Below are 16,555 nucleotides of genomic sequence, written 5' to 3'. Positions count from 1 at the left end.
CGGCTCAGTACGCGTACGTCGTGTTGCCGCCCAGGGAGACGGCGACGTCCTTGACGGCGGAGCCCTCCTTGAGGATCTTCACCGACTCGTAGCGGGAGACGGTCGTGCCGTTGCCGAGCTGGCCCTCGCCGTTGTGGCCCCAGGTGAAGACGTCGTCGGCGGTGACGGCGACGCCGTGGCGGGCGCCGGCGGCGAGGTGCTGCACGCCCTCCAGGCGGGGGATCTCGACGGGGGCGGTGCGGTTGGTGCGCGAGACGTTGGAGTCGAAGGACTCGTCGGACTCCAGGAGCTGCCCGTACTGGTTGCTGCCCCAGCCCCAGACGTGGCTGTCGCTGGTCTTGACGTAGTTGTGGAAGGCGCCGGCCTCGATGTCGGATACGCCCTCGATCCAGTCCACGTCGACGGGGACGGTGGAGGACTTGGTGGAGGAGTTGCCGAGCTGGCCGTAGAGGTTGTAGCCCCAGGACCTGACCGTGTCGTCGGCGGTCAGCGCGAGGGCGTGGTGGCAGCCTGCGTCGATCTCCACGATGTTCTCCAGGCCCGTGACCTGCCGGGGGACGGAGCTGGTGGCGCGGCTGCCGTTGCCGAGCTGGCCGTGGATGCCGCGGCCCCAGGCGTACACCTTGCCGTTCTCCAGGAGGGCGAGGCTGAAGTCGCAGCCGGCCGAGATCTGCTTGACCTTGGGCATGCCCTGGACGCGGTCGGGGACCGTGCGGCTGTCGCCGGTGCGGTTGTTGCCGAGCTGGCCGTAGGAGTTGTCGCCCCAGGAGTAGACCTGGCCGCCGGTGTCGAGGGCGAGGGCGTGCCGGCCGCCGGCCGCGATGTCCTTGACGTCGGTCAGCCGGGGCACGGTGGTGGGCACGGTCTGGTTGGTGTTGCCGCCGTTGCCGAGCTGGCCGGAGGAGTTGTGACCCCAGGACTTCACGGTCTTGTCGGTGCGGGCGAGGGCGAAGGAGTCGGCCGACGAGGTGCCGCCGGCCGCGAGCTGGTCGACGTCGCCGCGGAAGAGGCTGGTGACCGAGGTCGGGCTGAGGCTGTCGGACAGGGTGCCGTTGCCGAGCTGGCCGGTGCGGCCCGCGCCCCAGCTCAGGACGGTCGGGTTTCCCTCGTTGGCGCTCGCGGCCGGGGCGACCACCGCGGCGCCGGTCAGCGCGGCGGCTGCCGCGAGGACGGCGGCGGTCGTGAACGGCCTTCGCCGGAAGGGGGTACGCAGGGGACTGCGGCGTGTACGGGACATGGCTTTGCTCTCCTTCGTCGGGACATACGGGAGCGCTGCGACCGGCCGGCCCGGTGGCCGCGGGGGAGAGCGGCGACGCGTGGCCTTGGTGGGCGCGGGTCATGCGGACAGGCCGTGCCGGGGCCTCGGGGGTGTCTCGTCGATCAGGCCGGGCTCGCGGGGTCTGGTGCCGCGCCTCGCCGCGTTGTCGTCGGTCGGCATGGCTCCGCCATGACTCCCTCCTCCGCCTTGCGATGCACGGCACCAGACCCCGCTCCCTGATCCGGCCTGATCGACGAGACACCCCCAAGGGCATGGGACGCCCACGGCCGGGTGCGACGGCCGGGACGGGCCGTCGGGCACAGAAGCAGACTGACCGAGAAAGATCGGCACGGCGAGCCGGACCCGCCGAAACACCCGCCTGACGGGCGTCCGTTCGGAGGTGTGCCCGCGGGGGCGCGTTCGGCGCACCGGCCCTCTGGCGAGGCGCCCGCGCGGCCGCTTCCGGCGGGCGGCCGAACGGCGGCGTCCGGGGGAGTGAGGAGCCCGCCGCGTCCGGCCGTCCGGACTCTCGCCCCTCCTCCCGATTCCCTACGAACGGGTGGACCGGCGGCCGCGGGAAGCGGCTCGCCCCCGGCCCTGATCAGGCCCTTCGCGGCGGCCGTGCGTGCGCTCCGCCGAAGTGGTGAGCGGGTCCGCGGCCGGGCGCCGCGCCGTGTGTCGTGCCGGGGCGCCGGGGCCGCGGCGGTTAGCGTCGGAAGGCGCCCGGTGATCTTGAGGACAGTCCCCTGTCCGCCCCTGGCATCCCCACCCGGGCGCCCCAACTCACCCCTGTCCCAAGGGAGTTCTCATGTCCACACCGAAGGCATCGGCACGCCGTGTGCTGACCGCCGCCCTCCTCGCCGCCGCCCTCGCCCTGCCCCTGGCCTCCGTCGCGCACGCCGAGGAGTGCAAGCCGGACGACCAGGCGTGCCTGGACAAGGAGGCCAACGCCCAGGAGGCCAAGGAGATCGAGGAGCAGCAGAAGAAGACCCAGGAGGCCGCGGGCCAGGCCGACAAGGACATCAAGGACGTCGGCAAGAAGCTCGACGAGTGCCCGCCCGGATCCGCCTCCTGCATGGGCCGGCTGACCGGCGGCAAGGGGGCCGCCGAGGAGAAGGGGCTCGCGGACATGACCGACACCATCACCACGTACGAGCCGGAGCCCGCCGACAACGCCCAGATCGCCGTGACCTCCACCTGCTCGGCCTTCCCCGGCACACTGCCGCAGGGCTCCACCGACCCGGGACAGTCCCCCTTCCCGGTCGACCAGCTCTGTTCGCTGCTCGGCTCCTGAGCGTCCCCGCCCCCGCCTCCTCCCTCGTACGAAGGGTCACCCCGCCATGCCCCCGCGCCGTCCCCGCGCCAGCCTGCCCGCCCTCGCCCGTCCCCTCGCACGCCCCCTCGTGCTCACCCTCGTCCTCGCCGCGCCCCTCGGCCTGCTGACCGGGCCCGCCTCCGCCGAGGAGGGGCCGGGAGAGACCCCCGCGCCCCGCGCCGTCGGGGCCGACGGCCGTCCCGCGAGGATCGCCGACGTCCTGGAGTACTGCGGGACCAAGCGCACGGCCTGCACCTTCACGATCGACCCGAAGCAGGACCGGGAGTACGCCACCGCGGTCAAGTCCCTGGGCAACGCGGTCGTCAACTGCACCCAGAACGACATGAGCGTCGACCGGACCGTCACGCTGCGGACCAGCAGCACCGACAACATCGGCGGCGAGATCTCCGGCAAAATCGCCGCCGAGGGCACGGTGAGCGCCTCCGGCGAGGTCACCACCAACCTCACCAACGACATCACCAGCGAGAACAAGACACCCAACCTCAAGGACGGACCGACCTCGACCAACGGCACCAAGACCGGCGTCACCGCCGGGGGCAAGGTGGCCGGGTCCCTGAGCGCCAAGCTCGCCTTCGAGGCGGCCTTCAAGGCCACGTACTCCAAGTCCTGGACGATCGACAACACCGAGACGACCACGTACAAGACCACCGTCAAGCCCTACGACATGCTCGTCTTCGGCGCGAGCGCCGCGATGCGGCGGGTCGTCGGCAGCCTCGCCACGGACAACGGGCAGAAGATCATCGGCATCCGGGTCGACAGCCCCTCCATGGTCAACAGCAGCACCTTCGTCGCCCAGACGTACGCCGTCCCCGACATGCTCTGCGGCCGCAAGAGGCCCCCCGGCGACACCGCGCCCGACGGCGACAACGCCCCTCCGCCCGGCGTCCGCACCACCCCGCGCGAGGTGCCGGCCACGCGGGCGGTGCCGCCCGGCGCCGACCCGAAGCGCGAAGTCGTCCTGTCGTCCCACGGTTCCTGAGCCCGAGGAGTCCCCCATGCACCGCTCGCTCTCCGCGCTCGCCGTCCTCGGCGCCGCCGGGCTGCTGCTCCCCGCCGCCGCCCTCCCCTCCGCGGCCGCCGCGCCCGCCGAGCAGTCCGTCCCCGTCCTCAACGGCGACTTCGCCGACCCGGTCATGAAGGGCGACGGCCCGACCACGGTCGGCATCGACTTCTGGACCGGACTCAACCAGCGCTACTCGCCCGCCGCTTCGGGCCGCACCGACGCCTCCCACGGAGTCGCCCTCCAGAAGGACGGCAACACGCTCCGGCAGCGGCTCCGGGGCGTCCGTGCGGGGGCCCAGGTCACCGTCACCTACGAGGACAGCCCCGCCGTCTCCAAGGAGTGCACCGGGGAACAGGTCGCCGGCGGCCAGCCGTACGCGGTCGACGCCTCCGGCGGCCCGGTCCGCGAGGTCACCACCGCGGGCGACCCGGACCGCGTCAAGGGCACCCCCGGCAAGGGCCGTTGGACCGGCCGGGCCTATGTGTTCACCGCCGGCGAGAACGAGCCGCTGCTCACCTTCACCTCCCGGGTCACCGACTCCCGCACCCATGTGACCTGTACGCCGATGATCGCCCGGATCCGCGCCGTCGAGGTGCCGCCGGCCCTCGACAGGACCGTCGACAAGACGCGCCTGGGCACCTCGGAGGCGTACAAGGGCAACGAACGCGAGAGCACCCTCCACAACGCGGCGGCCGCCTGCAACGGCGACAACGCCTGCGTCTTCCGCCCGGACACCCGCACGTCCTTCCGCTACTACGACCGGGCGCGGGTGGTCGGCGAGGCGTTCGTCAACTGCACCCGCAACACCCTGGAGCACAGCAGGCTCCTGTCGTACGCCGAGCGCAGCCACGACAGCATCTCCCAGACGTACGCCGAGGCCGGCCTCGCGCTCGTCGAGGTCGCCCGACTGCCCACCAGCGGGGTGCGGGAGGAGGACGAGAAGCGGGCCAGGGAACGGCCGATGGCCGCCCAGTTCGCCCTCGCCTACGAGAAGGGCTGGCAGCGGCCGTGGCAGTGGTTCAGCAGCGACCAGCGCACGGTCGTGGAGCGGATCCAGCCCGGCGAGGTGAGCTGGGTCGAGCTGCAGCCCAGCCGCGAGCGGGTCGAGGGCTGGTTCGTCGGCAAGAAGGACGACTACCGGCTGCACGCCGTCGTCGACGGGCCCTCCCGGGCCGTCCCCGACCGGCTCCTCCAGCGCACCGGGCCCATGTCGGAGGCGGAGAAGCAGCGGTGCGCCGCCGCCCGCCCCATGACCACCACCCCGGTGGGCGCGGACGCGCCCGCGAGCTCCAGCGACAAGGGCCTCCTCAGGACGCCGGCGCCGACCGCACCGGGCGTCCGCACCTCCTCACGGAGCCTGCCGCTGGGCTGACCGCACCCGGCCGCGCCGCCTCACCCCGCCACGGCGGTGAGGCGGCGCACGACCTCGTCCCGGCCGAGGGCCCGGGCCACCGCGAACAGGTCGGGGCTGCGGACGGCGCCCGTCAGGGCGACCCGGACCACGTTCGCGACCACCCTCGGCGGCCCCGCCCAGCGATCCGGCTCCCGCCGCCAGGACGCCGTGTCCGGGGCGAACCCGTGCCGCACCGCGAGCCCTCCGAGCTCCGCGTACCACGCGTCCGCGGACGCCTCCGGGCCGGCGGCGAACCCCGCGAAATCGGCGGCGATCGCGCGCACCAGCTCCGGTGCCAGGCCGCCGTACCGGTCGTCCCCGGCGGCCGGGACCGCGCCGAAGAGCTCGGCGAAGAAGAAGCCGTAGCGGTCGCGGAAGCACGACCAGCGCTCCAGGTCCTTGCGGGCCGGCGCCCCCTCCGGCCGGCCCGTCGCCACGGCCGCCAGGGCCAGCGGCTCCTCGCGCACGAGGACGGCCGCGAGCTCCGGGTCGTACTCCCGCGCCCAGGCCAGCAGCTGCGCGTACACCTCCTCCGGGGCCAGCGAGGCGATGAACTCCCGGCTCAGCGAGTGGAGTTTGGGCAGGTCGAGCAGCGGGCCCGAGGGGCGCATGCCGTCCAGCCGGACGGTCGCGCCGAGCGCCCGGGCCGTCGGCACGTCCATCAGCCGGACGTTGGCCAGACCGCGCAGATAGTGCTGGACGGCGGCCGGCGGATACCCCGCGGACAGGTAGTAGTCCACCGACGCCTCGGGGTCCTTGCGCTTGCTGAGCTTGCGGCGCGACGCCCCCTCGGCCTTCATCAGCGGGGCGAGGTGCGCGTACGCGGGGGGCTCGAAGCCGAGCGCGGCGTGCAGCTGGAGGTGGACCGGAGTGGAGGAGAGCCACTCCTCGCCGCGCACGACGAGCGTCACCCGCATCAGGTGATCGTCCACCACATGGGCGAAGTGGTAGGTCGGCAGCGGGAGTTCCTCCTGCGAGGACTTCAGCAGCACGATGTCGTTGCCGTTGTCCTGCATCGTCACGGAGGCGCGGATCCGGTCCGCGAACCGCACCCGGCCGGGGAACTCGTACGGGCAGCGGAACCGCACCACGTACGGCTCGCCGGCCGCGATCCGGCGCGCCGCCTCCTCGGGGGCGAGCGTCCGGCACGGCGCCCAGCGTCCGTAGTAGCCCAGCGGGGACCGGCCCGCCCGCTGCTCCTCGCCGCTGCGGGCCAGCAGCTCCTTGCCGCAGAAGCAGGGATAGGCGCGGTCGCGGCGCAGCAGCTCCCGCACATGGGAGAGGTAGACGTCCCGGCGCTCCGACTGGAGGTACGGCCCCCACTCCCCGTCCCCGGCGACACCGCCCTCGTCGGGCGCGAGACCGAAGGCCCCGAGCAGCCGCGAGAACTCCTCCGCCGCACCCGCCACTTGGCGCGAGCGGTCGGTGTCCTCGACGCGCAGCACGTGCACACCGCCCGACTGGTGGGCCAGCGCCCGGGCCACGGCCGCCGTGTACAGGCCGCCGATGTGCAGATGTCCGGTGGGGCTCGGGGCGAAGCGCGTCACCTCCGCGCCGTCCGGCAGGTCGCGCGGCCGGAACCTGCGCTCCCAGTCGGCCGGTTCCGGCAGGTCGGGCGGGAACATCGCGTTGATGACGGACAGGTCGAGCACGGTGGACTCCCTCCTGGGGTTCCTGGAGAGATCCACCGTAGGCCGGTGGCCGGCCGAATCCGGCGGACCGGCGGCGGGAGGCTGCGGAACTCCGAACCCTCTTCGGCGTTGTGGGCTGCGGGCGCCCCGCACCGTCAGTAGCGTCCCGAGGACCGCTCCGTACGACGTACGGAGACGTACGAGGCACGGAGACGCAGGACGAGGAGGGTGTGATGGGCGGCACGCGCGCGGTGTCCCTGCTGGCGCTGGGCTCCTTCGCCGTCGGGACCGACGCCTACGCGATGGCCGGACTGCTCCCCGCCATCGGCGACGAGCTGGACGTCTCGGTGTCGCTGGCGGGCCAGACGGTCACCGCCTTCACCCTCTGCTACGCGCTGGCCGCCCCGCTGTTCTCGGCCGTGCTCGCCCGCTGGGGCACCCGAACGCTCCTCGTGACCGCGCTCGTCGTCTTCGTCGTCGCCAACGCCGGAAGCGCACTGGCCGGTTCGTACGCCGAGCTCCTGGGCACCCGTGCGCTCGCCGGCGCCGGAGCCGGACTCTTCACCCCCGCGGCGGCCACCGCCGCCGTCGCGCTCGTCCCGCCCGAGCGGCGCGGCCGCGCCCTCGGACTGGTCCTCGGCGGGATGAGCGCGGGCACCGTCCTCGGCGTTCCGCTCGGACTGCTCGTCGCGGCCGGCTCCGGCTGGCGCGCGGCCCTCTGGCTGATCACCGGCCTCGGCCTGGTCGCCCTGCTCGGCGTCGCCACGGCCCTCCCCGCGGTCGACGGCGCCGCTGCGCCCTCGCTGCGGGCCCGGCTCGGCGCCCTCGCCCGGCCCAGGGTGGCCGTGGTCGTCGCCGTCACCTTCACCCAGACCGTGGCCAGCCTCGGCCTCTACACCTACCTGGAGCCGGTCCTGCGCCGGACCGCCGACGTGCACGACGCCGTCCCCTACCTGTGGGCCTGGGGCCTCGGCGGGGTCTGCGGCAGCCTCCTCGCCGGGACCCTCGTCGACCGGACCGGGAAGCCCGCCCTCCTCGCGGTCACCCTGCTCGGCACCCTCGGCGCCGCGCTGGCACTGCTCCCGGCGGCCGGCACCGTCCCCGGCCTGGTCCTGCTGCCGCTGGTCCTCTGGGGCGCCGTCGGCTGGGCCTTCGTCGTGCCCCAGCAGCACCGGCTGCTCGCCCAGGACGCCTTCGGGAGCGCCGCGGGCGCCGCGGCCGTCGGCCTCAACAGCTCCGCCACCTACCTCGGCGGCGCCGTCGGCTCCGCGCTCGGCGGCCTCGCCCTCGCCCACGGGCTCGACGCCCGCTGGCTCCCGCTCCCCGCAGCCGGGGTCGCGTGCGCGGGAGTCCTCCTCCATCTCACCGTGGCCCGCGCGGTCGCCCGGCGCGCACCGTCCCCCGCGGACGGCGCCGGCACCCCCGCGGCCGGCCACCCGACCGGTCACCGCACCACGGACCATGCCGACGGGGACGGAGCCGCGGACGCGACCGCGGCCGAGCCCCTGGAAAGGAACGCGCCATGAAGTTCGGCGTCAATCTGCCCAACTACGGGCCCGAGGCCACCCCCGACGCCCTCGCCGACTGGGCGCTGCGGGTCGAGTCGATGGGCTACCACTACGCCATGGTCTCCGACCACGTGGCGCTCACCCCCGACGTGCAGCACCTCTTCCCCGCCCCGTTCTACGACCCCTTCGCGACCCTCGCCTGGCTCGCCGGGGTCACCAGGACCGTCGGTCTCGGCACCACCGTGACGATCCTCCCGTACCGCCACCCCGTGCACACCGCCCGCGTCGCCGCCAACATCGACCGGTTCAGCAACGGCCGGCTCGTCTTCGGCGCGGCGGCGGGCTGGGCCGCCCGCGAGTTCGCCGTCCTCGACGTGCCCTACCGCAAGCGCGGCGCGATCAGCGACGAGTACCTCGCCGCCATCAAGGCGTGCTGGGCGGAGGAGGTCGCCTCCTTCGACGGCGCCCACGTCTCCTTCCGCGAGGTGCACACCGGGCCCCTGCCCGTGCAGCGCCCGGGACCGCCCGTCTGGGTCGGCGGACACAGCTACGGAGCCCTGCGCAGGGCCGTCCGGCTCGGCGACGCCTGGCATCCCACCTCCGTCTCGGGCGACTGGCTCCTCGGCGTCGGACTGCCCACGCTGCGCCAGGTCGCCGAGGAGCAGGAGCGACCCGTCCCCGACGTGGCCCCCCGGATCAAACTCCGCGTCACCCCCCGGCCCCTCGGCCCCGGACGCCTCCTCGGCGAGGGGACCCTGGGACAGATCGCCGACGACCTCGGACTCCTCCAGGACGTCGGCGCGACGGCCGTCGTCCTCGACCCCACCTACCCGGGCGACCGGCGCGAGGCCGGCCGCACGGCACGGGACCTCGACGTCCTGGAGACACTGGTCAAGGAGGTCATCGACGTGGACGCCGGCTGCGTACGATGACCGAGCGGCGGGAACGGGAGGGAGTGCGGGACGTGGGCGATCCGGACCTGCGGAAGCTGCGCGTGCTGAGGGAGCTCAGCGAGCGCGGCACCGTCAGCGCGGCCGCCCAGGCGCTCCACCTCACCCCGCAGGCCGTGTCGCAGCAGATCAGTGCCCTGGGACGGGAGTTGGGCGTCCCGCTCACCGAACCGTCGGGCCGCCGGCTGCGGCTCACGGGCGCGGCGCGGATCGTGCTCCGGCACGCCGACGCCGTCTTCACCCAGGTCGAGCAGATGCGCGCGGAGCTCGCCGCCCACCAGAGCGGCGAGCGCGGCGAGGTGGCGGTGGCCGGCTTCTCCACCACCCTGTCGGCGCTCATCCTGCCCGCCGTGGCGCGGCTCCGGGAGACCCGGCCGCTGCTGCGGACCTCGCTCGCCGAGGTCGACCCGCCGGAGAGCTTCTCGCTGCTGCACCGCGGCGAGACCGACGTCGTCATCTCCGCGGACACCACGAGCAATCCGGGTCCCGCGGGCGACGACGGCCGGTTCGACGGCCGGTTCCACCGGGTCGCGCTCTGCGCCGACCCCTTCGACATCGCCCTGCCGGCGGGCCACCGGCTGCTGGACAGCCCGATTCTGCGGCTCGCCGACCTCGCCGACGAGACCTGGATCTTCGCCACCACCGGCATGTGTCACGACATCGGCGTCGCCGCGTGTACGGCGGCCGGGTTCACCCCGCAGGCGTCCCACGCCATCGGCGACTGGGACGCCACGCTCGCGGCGGTGCGGCTCGGCCTCGGGGTCGCCCTCGTCCCGCGTCTCGCCAAGCCGGCGCCGCGGCCCGAGGTGACGATCCGCGCGTTCAGCGAGCAGGCCCCCTCGCGCACGGTCTTCGCCGCCGTGCGCGAGGGCAGCCAGACCTCCCCGGAGATCGCCGCCGTCCTGGACGCGCTCCGCACGGTGGCCAGGGCGGCCGTCGCCGCCTGAGCGGCGTCTTCCCCGATTCGCCACGGCTGGTGGACGGTACCGTCCACCAGCCGTTGCTGGACCCGCCCGGCCGCCGGTGCGAGGCTCGTTCCCGTACCGCGGACCGCCGGGCGCGCGTCCCCTTTCGCCTCCTCCCTCACTTCTCTTCTCGTAGAGCGGGAAACACCCATGTCCAAAGCCACGTACACGCGGCTGGCCGCGCTGAGCCTGATCTGGGGCTCGGTCTTCCTGTGGATCAAGATCGCCGGGTACGGCTTCTCGCCCGTGCAGATGGTCCTCATCCGGCTCGCGCTCGGTGCCGTCGTCATCCTCGCCATCGGCTACGCCAAGGGCCTTCGGCTGCCCAAGGAGAAGGCCGTCTGGGGCCACTTGACCGTGGCCGCGCTCCTCGGCAACGCGGTGCCGTGGACGCTGTACGCGGAGGGCGAGATCGACGGCTCCAGCAGCGTCGCCGCCGTCGTCAACGGCAGCGCGCCGATCTGGACCCTGGCGGCGGCCCTGCTGCTCGGCCAGGAGAAGAAGGTCTCCGGCTTCAAGGCCGGCGGCGTGCTCCTCGGCCTCGGCGGCACCGCGCTCATCGCCTCCCCGTGGAACTCGGCCTCGGCGGGCACCGGCTGGAGCATCCTCTGCTTCGTCCTCGGCTCGATCAGCTTCGGCGCCAGCTTCGCCTACATGGGCAAGTTCCTGGTGGGCAAGGGCATCCCGCCCCTGATGCTGGCGGGCGGCCAGCTCAGCGCGGCCACCGTGCTGCTCCTGGTCGCCTTCCCCTTCCTCGGCCTCCAGAGCATCACCTGGCGCACCGACTCGGTCGTCGCGGTCCTCGTCCTCGGCGTGGTCTGCACCGGCTTCGCCGCGCTGCTCAACTTCGAGCTGATCATCAAGGACGGCCCCACGGTCGCCTCCACGGTGACCTATCTGATGACCGCGGTCGCCGTGGTCCTGGGCGCCGTCGTGCTGAGCGAGCCGCTCGGCTGGACGGTCTGGGTCGGCGCCGTGGCGGTGCTCGCCGCCACCGGTCTGCTCCGGCGCAAGCCGCGGCCGGCCGCGGCCCCGGCGCCCGAGCCCGCCCCCGTGGCCACCGCGGCGGCAGCCGATTGACCACCGTCTGAATTCGGCGGCACAAGGCGATACCCGGCCGTTTTCCGGCGGCCGGGCGTACGCCATTTCCCGCGTACCCACAGGCACTCCCGAAAATCCCCGCACCCCGGTTCTCCGCATGCCCCGGCACCCGTCGATACGGGCCCGTCACCCGCAACATTGTGTTCATTCATCGGGCCGGTGACGGGTGGTAGCGTCGGATGCGGAAACACCCGGCCTTTATGGGGGAGTCGCACGTGGCTTTTGTGGTCGAACTCGTTTTCCGTGGCAATGAGACGGACCGGCTGAGTTTCGGAGAGGCGCACCGGACCTACTGGAAAAGGATGGCCGCGCGCGGCATCCTGCTCGGTGGCGGACCCTGGCGGGACGGCACCGGCGAATTCCTCGTCTGCGAGGCACCGGACCGCCGCACGCTCTTACGGGTGCTGTACGCCGACCCGTACGCCCAGGCGCAGGTGATCGGGGAGCTCCGGGTCCGCGAATGGAACGCGGTCATGGGACACGTGGTGCTCGCCGGCCTGGAGCGCTCCACCGGAGGCGCCGGGACCCACGAGCGAATACGCGGGGGCGTCCCGGCGCCCGTCGCACCGCCCTCGTCGTCGCGTGCCCGTGAGGAACTGACCGCCCACGAGCGCCGCATCGCCACGATGATGCTCGACGGCCTGACCAACAAGCAGATCGCGGAGTCCTTCACGGTGTCCACCCGGGCCGTGGAACTGCACATCACCCGCATCTACCGCAAGCTCGACATCCGCCGGCGCGCCCAACTGGCCGCTGCCATCGACCGGTTCGAAGCCGCGCTGGCCTGCTGACCCGCCGCCGCACCCGCGACCGCACCGCACCCGCACCCGCTCACACGATGGGAGTCACCATGCCGCTGGTCGAGATAACCGTTCCCGAGGGCACCCTCTCCGAAGCCGCCGCGGAGGTCCTGCAACAGCAGGTCGCCGACTCCGTGCTGACGGCCATGGAACTGCCCCACACGGAGTTCTTCGCCGCCGCCACCTGGGTCTACGTCCGGGAGGCCGCGAAGGGCCTCGCGACCACCGGAGTCGGCACGCCGCCCGGCGTCCTGGTCGTCCTCACCCCGCTGGAGGGCTTCCTCACCCCCGAGCGCAACGAGGCCCTCTCCGTCGAGGTCACCCGTCAGGTGCGGGAGGCCGCCGGGCCCGACACCGTCGTCTGGCTCGTCGTCCACGAGGTCCCCGAGGGCAACTGGGCCGTGAACGGCGGACTGACCCGCCGGGCGAAGATCGACGAATTCGTCGCCGAAGCCGCCCGGGCGAACTGACCCCGGCCGCACGTCCGTCCCCCCTTCGGATTTCACGCCTGCTTTCCTGTCGGCTTTTCCGCAGGCCAGGGCAACCGATTTCGTGTCGGAATTTCCGGTGCCCGGCGCCGCACCCCATTCGGGGTGCGGCGCCGTTCGCATTCACGGGAGCCGCGGCGCGGGGTGCGGAATCCCGTATCGAAGGGCGGGTCGATCCGGCCGTACGGTCATGTCATCGACAACGACGGAGAGGAGACACAGCCTCATGGCCCTGCATTCGGCGCCGCGACTCGGTGTGGTGGTTCCCTCGGGAAACGCCGCCGCCGAACCCGAGATCGCCGGCCTCGTCAGCCCCGCACTCAACGTGTACACCTCGCGATTCCCCGTGCTTCCGGGAAAGGACCTGCGCGGTCGACTCGAGAAGTACAACGACGTGCTCCCCGACGTGCTGGGGAATTTCGGCGGACTGCGCCTCGACGCGGCCGTCGTCTCCTGCACCGGCTCGCACTACCTCCTCACCCCCGACGGCGACCGCGCCCTGTGCGAGGAGCTCTCCGAGCGGGTGGGAGCACCCGTACGGTCCGCCGCCCTGGCCATCCTCGACACCGCGCGTGCCGTGGGCGCCGAGCGACTGGTCCTCGTCTCGCCGTACGAGCCCTGGCTCACGGAGCTCTCCCACGGATACTGGGAGGCGGCCGGCCTCACGGTCGACCGGGTCGTCAAGATCCGCGCCGGGGCCCGCTTCTCCCCGTACGACGTGACCACCGACGAACTCGTGGCCCAGGTCCGGGAGGCTGAACTCCCCGAGGACGCTGCGCTGTTGTTCACCGGCACCGGCATGTTCACCTTCGACGCGCTGGCCGAGCTCGGCCGGGACGGCGCACACACCCTCCTCACCTCCAACCTGGCGAGTGCCTGGTGGGCCCGGGACACCCTGGGACTCCCCGCGGAAGGCCCGGACGCCCACCCGCTGCTGCGCCGGCTGGCCGAGCGGACCGGCTCCGGCGCGGGCCGCGCCGCCCTGGCGACGTCGTGAGCGGCGGCCCCGGAACCCTCCCGCCGGTCGCCGTCGTCGGCGCCGGGCCGGTGGGCCTGGCCGCCGCGCTCGTCCTGGCCCGGTCCGGGGTGGCCGTCACCCTGTTCGAGGCACGCGAGGAGCTGGCCACCGAGTCGCGCGCCTCCACCTTCCACCCGGCCACGCTCGACCTCCTCGACGAACTCGGCGTCGCGTCGGCCCTGCGCCGCCAGGGCCGTACAGTCGACCGCCTCCAGTGGCGCGACCTGGACGGCGGCGTCCACGCCGAACTGGACTACGCCCTGCTCGCCGGACACACCGGTCACCCCTACCGGCTCCACGTCGAACAGGCCCGGCTCACCCCGCTGCTGCTCGCCGAACTCGCCGCGACCGGCCTCGCCGAGCTGCGGTTCGGGACGGCGGTCACCGGTGCCGAGGAGACCGGCGGCGGTGTGCGGCTGACGGCCGAGGACGCGGCGGGACGGGTCACCCGCACCCACCACCCCTACGTCCTGGCCGCCGACGGCAGTCGCAGCAGACTGCGGGAGCTGGCCGGACTCCCCGGCACGGCCGAGGTGTACCCGGACTACGCGCTGCGCGTGGTCACCGACACCCCGCTCGACGAACTGATCCCCGGACTGGCGCCGTTGGCGTACGTCCGCGACCCGCGGGCCTCCTTCAGCGCCCTCGGGATGCCCGACCACTGGCGGCTCATCTTCCGCGTCCCGCGCGGCGTCGACCGCGACGAGGTGCTCGCCCCCGACGCCGTACGGGCCCGCGTCGCCCAGGCGCTGCCGGGCACCGCCGGCCGGTCCGTACGCGTCACCGACGCGCACACCTACCGGCTCGCGCGGTTCCTGCTGCCCCGCTACCGCGCCGGCCGGGTGCTGTTCGCCGGCGACGCGGCCCATCTCACCTCCACCGCCGGCGGCATGAACATGAACTGCGGGCTGCACGACGCGGTGGACACCGGCCGCGCCCTCGCCGCCGTCCTGCGCGGCGACACCGCCGCCGAGACGCTCCTCGACGAGGCCCTGGACCGCCGGCGCCACGTCGTCGAGTCGGCGGTCATCCCGCGCAGCGAGGCCCGCACGGCCGGACTCGACGACCCCGGCGGGCTCCCCGCCCGGATCGCCGCCCTGCGGCGCACCGCCGCCGACCCCCGCTCGGCCACCGACTACCTGCTCAAGGCATCACTTCTCGACGTCGCACCACGACCCCTGAAAGGTGACGCACATGCGGATCTGGTTTCACAAGCACACCGTTGAGGGACGGCTCCCGCTGCTCGACCAGTGGTACCGGGAACACCTCGACGCGATCGCCGCGCCCGGCACCACCGTCGACATCAAGACCCTCCCCGCCGACACCTACCCCGACCGCACGCCCTTCGGCCTGGTCGGCCACCACTCCGCCCAGGTCCTCTTCAGCCGGCACTTCTCCGAGTCCGCGCTCGTCGCGGAGCGGGAGGGGTACGACGCCTGGGTGATCGCCGCCGGACAGGACCCCGGCCTGCGCGACGCCCGCCACCTCGCCTCCATCCCCACCCTCGGCTACGGCGAGACGGCCTTCTTCCTCTCGGCGCTCACCGGACAGCGCTTCGGCGTCCTCGGCTTCATGCCGCCCCTGGAGGAGCCCATCCGGGCCAACATCCGCCACTACCGCCTGGAGTCCTCGCTCAGCTCCTACGAGGTCGTCCCCGGCGGCTGGGACTCCGTCCACCGCTCCCTCGAAGGCGACTTCGACGAGTTCGTCGAGGTGTACTCGGCCGCCGCCGAGCGGGCCGCCCGCGCCGGCGCCGAGGTCATCATCCCCGCCGAGGGCATCCCGAACGAGATCCTCTGGCACCTCGGCATCCACGAGCTCCACGGCCTGCCCGTCATCGACCCCGCCGGCCTCGCCGTCAAGCTCGCCGAGACCCTCGTCCAGCTCGGCGAACTGAAGCTCTTCCAGCGCAGCGGCCACGGCTACTGGTTCAGCCGCCCCGAGGAGCCCGTCGCCAAGCACCTGGAGCAGGTGTTCCTCGGCGAGGCCCTCTAGGAGATGCCGTGTCCCCGTACCGAGCCCCGCACCCGTATCCGTACGCGCGCCCGCACGCCGCCACCCCCTCGAAGGAGCCCCGCTCATGACGTACGACGCCTACGGCCGCAACACCGCGGCCACCGACCCCGCCGCCCCCTACTACCGCCCCCGCCGGCTGCGCCGCACCCCCGCGCTGCGCCGGTTCGCCGCCGAGACCCGGGTCGGCCCGGCCAACCTGATCCAGCCCCTCTTCCTCCGCGAGGGCCTCACCGAGCCGCGTGAGATCCCCTCCATGCCGGGCGTCTTCCAGCACACCCGCGACACCCTCCGCAAGGCCGCCGCGGAAGCGGTCGCCAACGGCGTCGGCGGCCTCATCCTCTTCGGCATCCCCGAGCACAAGGACCCGACCGGCACCGGCGCCGTCGACCCCGACGGCATCCTCCAGGTCGCCCTGCGCGACGTCACCGCCGAGGTCGGCGACTCCACCGTGGTCATCGGCGACATCAACCTCGACGAGTACACCGACCACGGCCACACCGGCGTCCTCGACGCCCACGGCGACGTCGACAACGACGCCAGCATCGAGCTGTACGCCCGGGCCGCCGTCGTCCAGGCCGACGCCGGCGCCCAGATCGTCGCCCCCAGCGGCATGATGGACGGCCAGGTCCGCCGCATCCGCGAGGCCCTCGACCAGGCCGGACACCAGTCCGTGGCCATCCTCGGCTACTCCGCCAAGTACGCCTCGCACTTCTACGGCCCCTTCCGGGACGCCGTCGAGTCCACCCTGCGCGGCGACCGCAAGGGCTACCAGCAGTTCCCCGGCAACATCCGCGAGTCCCTCCTGGAGGTCTCCCTCGACGTCGCCGAGGGCGCCGACCTCGTCATGGTGAAGCCCGCGCTCGCCTACCTCGACATCGTCCGGCTCATCGCCGACCACGTGCAGGTCCCCGTCGCCGCCTACCAGGTGTCCGGCGAGTACTCCATGGTCGAGGCGGCCGCGGCCAAGGGCTGGATCGACCGCGACCAGGTCGTCCGCGAGAGCCTCGCCTCCATCCACCGCGCCGGCGCCACGCAGATCATCACCTACTGGGCCTCCGAGTTCGCCCAGAGCCTGGACCGGTGACCCG

At 73.4% G+C, this 16,555-nt stretch carries 15 protein-coding genes; 13 read left to right on the top strand and 2 right to left on the bottom strand.

The genetic code is table 11. The features are described 5' to 3' along the window. Positions 1-4: 4 nt before the first annotated feature. Positions 5-1,237, bottom strand: a complete 1,233-nt coding sequence (locus AB0424_RS15880; protein WP_366305688.1) for a sialidase — start codon at positions 1,235-1,237, stop codon at positions 5-7. Between the two features lie 829 nt (positions 1,238-2,066). On the opposite strand from AB0424_RS15880, the gene AB0424_RS15875 reads away from it, so the two are divergent. From AB0424_RS15875 to AB0424_RS15865, 3 genes are read left to right on the top strand one after another with little or no spacing between them, the layout of a single operon-like run. Beyond that, on the top strand, positions 2,067-2,552 hold the full coding sequence (locus tag AB0424_RS15875; RefSeq protein WP_366305686.1) for a hypothetical protein: 486 nt from the start codon (positions 2,067-2,069) through the stop codon (positions 2,550-2,552). 46 nt (positions 2,553-2,598) lie between these two features. Further along, positions 2,599-3,573 (top strand): hypothetical protein, encoded by a 975-nt coding sequence (locus tag AB0424_RS15870; protein ID WP_366305684.1) that lies wholly within the window; start codon positions 2,599-2,601, stop codon positions 3,571-3,573. Positions 3,574-3,589: 16 nt separating this feature from the next. Continuing rightward, entirely contained in the window at positions 3,590-4,969 is a 1,380-nt protein-coding gene (locus tag AB0424_RS15865) for a hypothetical protein (protein WP_366305682.1), read from the top strand. A gap of 20 nt (positions 4,970-4,989) precedes the next feature. Here the strand turns inward: AB0424_RS15865 and AB0424_RS15860 are convergent, their stop codons facing one another. Continuing rightward, positions 4,990-6,642 carry a glutamate--tRNA ligase family protein gene (locus AB0424_RS15860; protein ID WP_366305680.1) on the bottom strand — a complete coding sequence of 551 codons (1,653 nt, stop codon included), beginning with the start codon at positions 6,640-6,642 and terminating at the stop codon, positions 4,990-4,992. 212 nt (positions 6,643-6,854) lie between these two features. On the opposite strand from AB0424_RS15860, the gene AB0424_RS15855 reads away from it, so the two are divergent. From AB0424_RS15855 to hemB, 10 genes are all read left to right on the top strand, one after another. After that, entirely contained in the window at positions 6,855-8,147 is a 1,293-nt protein-coding gene (locus AB0424_RS15855) for an MFS transporter (protein ID WP_366305678.1), read from the top strand. Next, positions 8,144-9,061 (top strand): TIGR03619 family F420-dependent LLM class oxidoreductase, encoded by a 918-nt coding sequence (locus tag AB0424_RS15850; protein WP_366305676.1) that lies wholly within the window; start codon positions 8,144-8,146, stop codon positions 9,059-9,061. Before AB0424_RS15855 ends, AB0424_RS15850 begins: the two co-directional genes overlap by 4 nt. Continuing rightward, positions 9,058-10,026 (top strand): LysR family transcriptional regulator, encoded by a 969-nt coding sequence (locus AB0424_RS15845; protein ID WP_366305674.1) that lies wholly within the window; start codon positions 9,058-9,060, stop codon positions 10,024-10,026. The genes AB0424_RS15850 and AB0424_RS15845 overlap by 4 nt, the downstream gene beginning before the upstream one ends. 168 nt (positions 10,027-10,194) lie before the next feature. Next, the gene (locus AB0424_RS15840) at positions 10,195-11,124 is read left to right on the top strand and encodes a DMT family transporter (RefSeq protein WP_366305672.1); all 930 of its coding nucleotides are present in this window, start codon (positions 10,195-10,197) and stop codon (positions 11,122-11,124) included. A 200-nt stretch (positions 11,125-11,324) separates the two neighbouring features. After that, complete coding sequence (locus AB0424_RS15835; protein ID WP_366305671.1) at positions 11,325-11,936, top strand: LuxR C-terminal-related transcriptional regulator; 612 nt, start codon at positions 11,325-11,327, stop codon at positions 11,934-11,936. Between the two features lie 59 nt (positions 11,937-11,995). Further along, positions 11,996-12,415, top strand: coding sequence for a hypothetical protein (locus tag AB0424_RS15830; RefSeq protein ID WP_366305669.1), 420 nt, complete (start codon positions 11,996-11,998; stop codon positions 12,413-12,415). Positions 12,416-12,659: 244 nt separating this feature from the next. Beyond that, on the top strand, positions 12,660-13,430 hold the full coding sequence (locus tag AB0424_RS15825; RefSeq protein ID WP_366305667.1) for an arylmalonate decarboxylase: 771 nt from the start codon (positions 12,660-12,662) through the stop codon (positions 13,428-13,430). Next, positions 13,427-14,677, top strand: coding sequence for an FAD-dependent oxidoreductase (locus tag AB0424_RS15820; protein WP_366305666.1), 1,251 nt, complete (start codon positions 13,427-13,429; stop codon positions 14,675-14,677). The genes AB0424_RS15825 and AB0424_RS15820 overlap by 4 nt, the downstream gene beginning before the upstream one ends. Beyond that, positions 14,646-15,446: an aspartate/glutamate racemase family protein gene (locus AB0424_RS15815; protein WP_017237779.1), complete on the top strand. Its 801-nt coding sequence runs from the start codon at positions 14,646-14,648 to the stop codon at positions 15,444-15,446. The genes AB0424_RS15820 and AB0424_RS15815 overlap by 32 nt, the downstream gene beginning before the upstream one ends. An 85-nt stretch (positions 15,447-15,531) precedes the next feature. Next, positions 15,532-16,551, top strand: a complete 1,020-nt coding sequence (hemB, locus tag AB0424_RS15810) for a porphobilinogen synthase (protein ID WP_366305664.1) — start codon at positions 15,532-15,534, stop codon at positions 16,549-16,551. Positions 16,552-16,555: the final 4 nt, after the last annotated feature.

It is taken from the genome of Streptomyces sp. NPDC051180, from assembly GCF_040689545.1.
Taxonomy (GTDB): domain Bacteria; phylum Actinomycetota; class Actinomycetes; order Streptomycetales; family Streptomycetaceae; genus Streptomyces.
This window is presented reverse-complemented; position numbering and strand designations above follow the sequence as displayed.

What these genes read in the sequence shown, in the direction of transcription:
- AB0424_RS15880 (WP_366305688.1), bottom strand. Translation starts at nt 1,237, where the DNA reads ATGTCCCGTACACGCCGCAGTCCCCTGCGTACCCCCTTCCGGCGAAGG.
- AB0424_RS15875 (WP_366305686.1), top strand. Translation starts at nt 2,067, where the DNA reads ATGTCCACACCGAAGGCATCGGCACGCCGTGTGCTGACCGCCGCCCTC.
- AB0424_RS15845 (WP_366305674.1), top strand. Translation starts at nt 9,058, where the DNA reads ATGACCGAGCGGCGGGAACGGGAGGGAGTGCGGGACGTGGGCGATCCG.
- AB0424_RS15870 (WP_366305684.1), top strand. Translation starts at nt 2,599, where the DNA reads ATGCCCCCGCGCCGTCCCCGCGCCAGCCTGCCCGCCCTCGCCCGTCCC.
- AB0424_RS15840 (WP_366305672.1), top strand. Translation starts at nt 10,195, where the DNA reads ATGTCCAAAGCCACGTACACGCGGCTGGCCGCGCTGAGCCTGATCTGG.
- AB0424_RS15835 (WP_366305671.1), top strand. Translation starts at nt 11,325, where the DNA reads ATGCGGAAACACCCGGCCTTTATGGGGGAGTCGCACGTGGCTTTTGTG.
- AB0424_RS15815 (WP_017237779.1), top strand. Translation starts at nt 14,646, where the DNA reads ATGCGGATCTGGTTTCACAAGCACACCGTTGAGGGACGGCTCCCGCTG.
- AB0424_RS15825 (WP_366305667.1), top strand. Translation starts at nt 12,660, where the DNA reads ATGGCCCTGCATTCGGCGCCGCGACTCGGTGTGGTGGTTCCCTCGGGA.
- AB0424_RS15865 (WP_366305682.1), top strand. Translation starts at nt 3,590, where the DNA reads ATGCACCGCTCGCTCTCCGCGCTCGCCGTCCTCGGCGCCGCCGGGCTG.
- AB0424_RS15850 (WP_366305676.1), top strand. Translation starts at nt 8,144, where the DNA reads ATGAAGTTCGGCGTCAATCTGCCCAACTACGGGCCCGAGGCCACCCCC.
- AB0424_RS15855 (WP_366305678.1), top strand. Translation starts at nt 6,855, where the DNA reads ATGGGCGGCACGCGCGCGGTGTCCCTGCTGGCGCTGGGCTCCTTCGCC.
- AB0424_RS15830 (WP_366305669.1), top strand. Translation starts at nt 11,996, where the DNA reads ATGCCGCTGGTCGAGATAACCGTTCCCGAGGGCACCCTCTCCGAAGCC.
- hemB (WP_366305664.1), top strand. Translation starts at nt 15,532, where the DNA reads ATGACGTACGACGCCTACGGCCGCAACACCGCGGCCACCGACCCCGCC.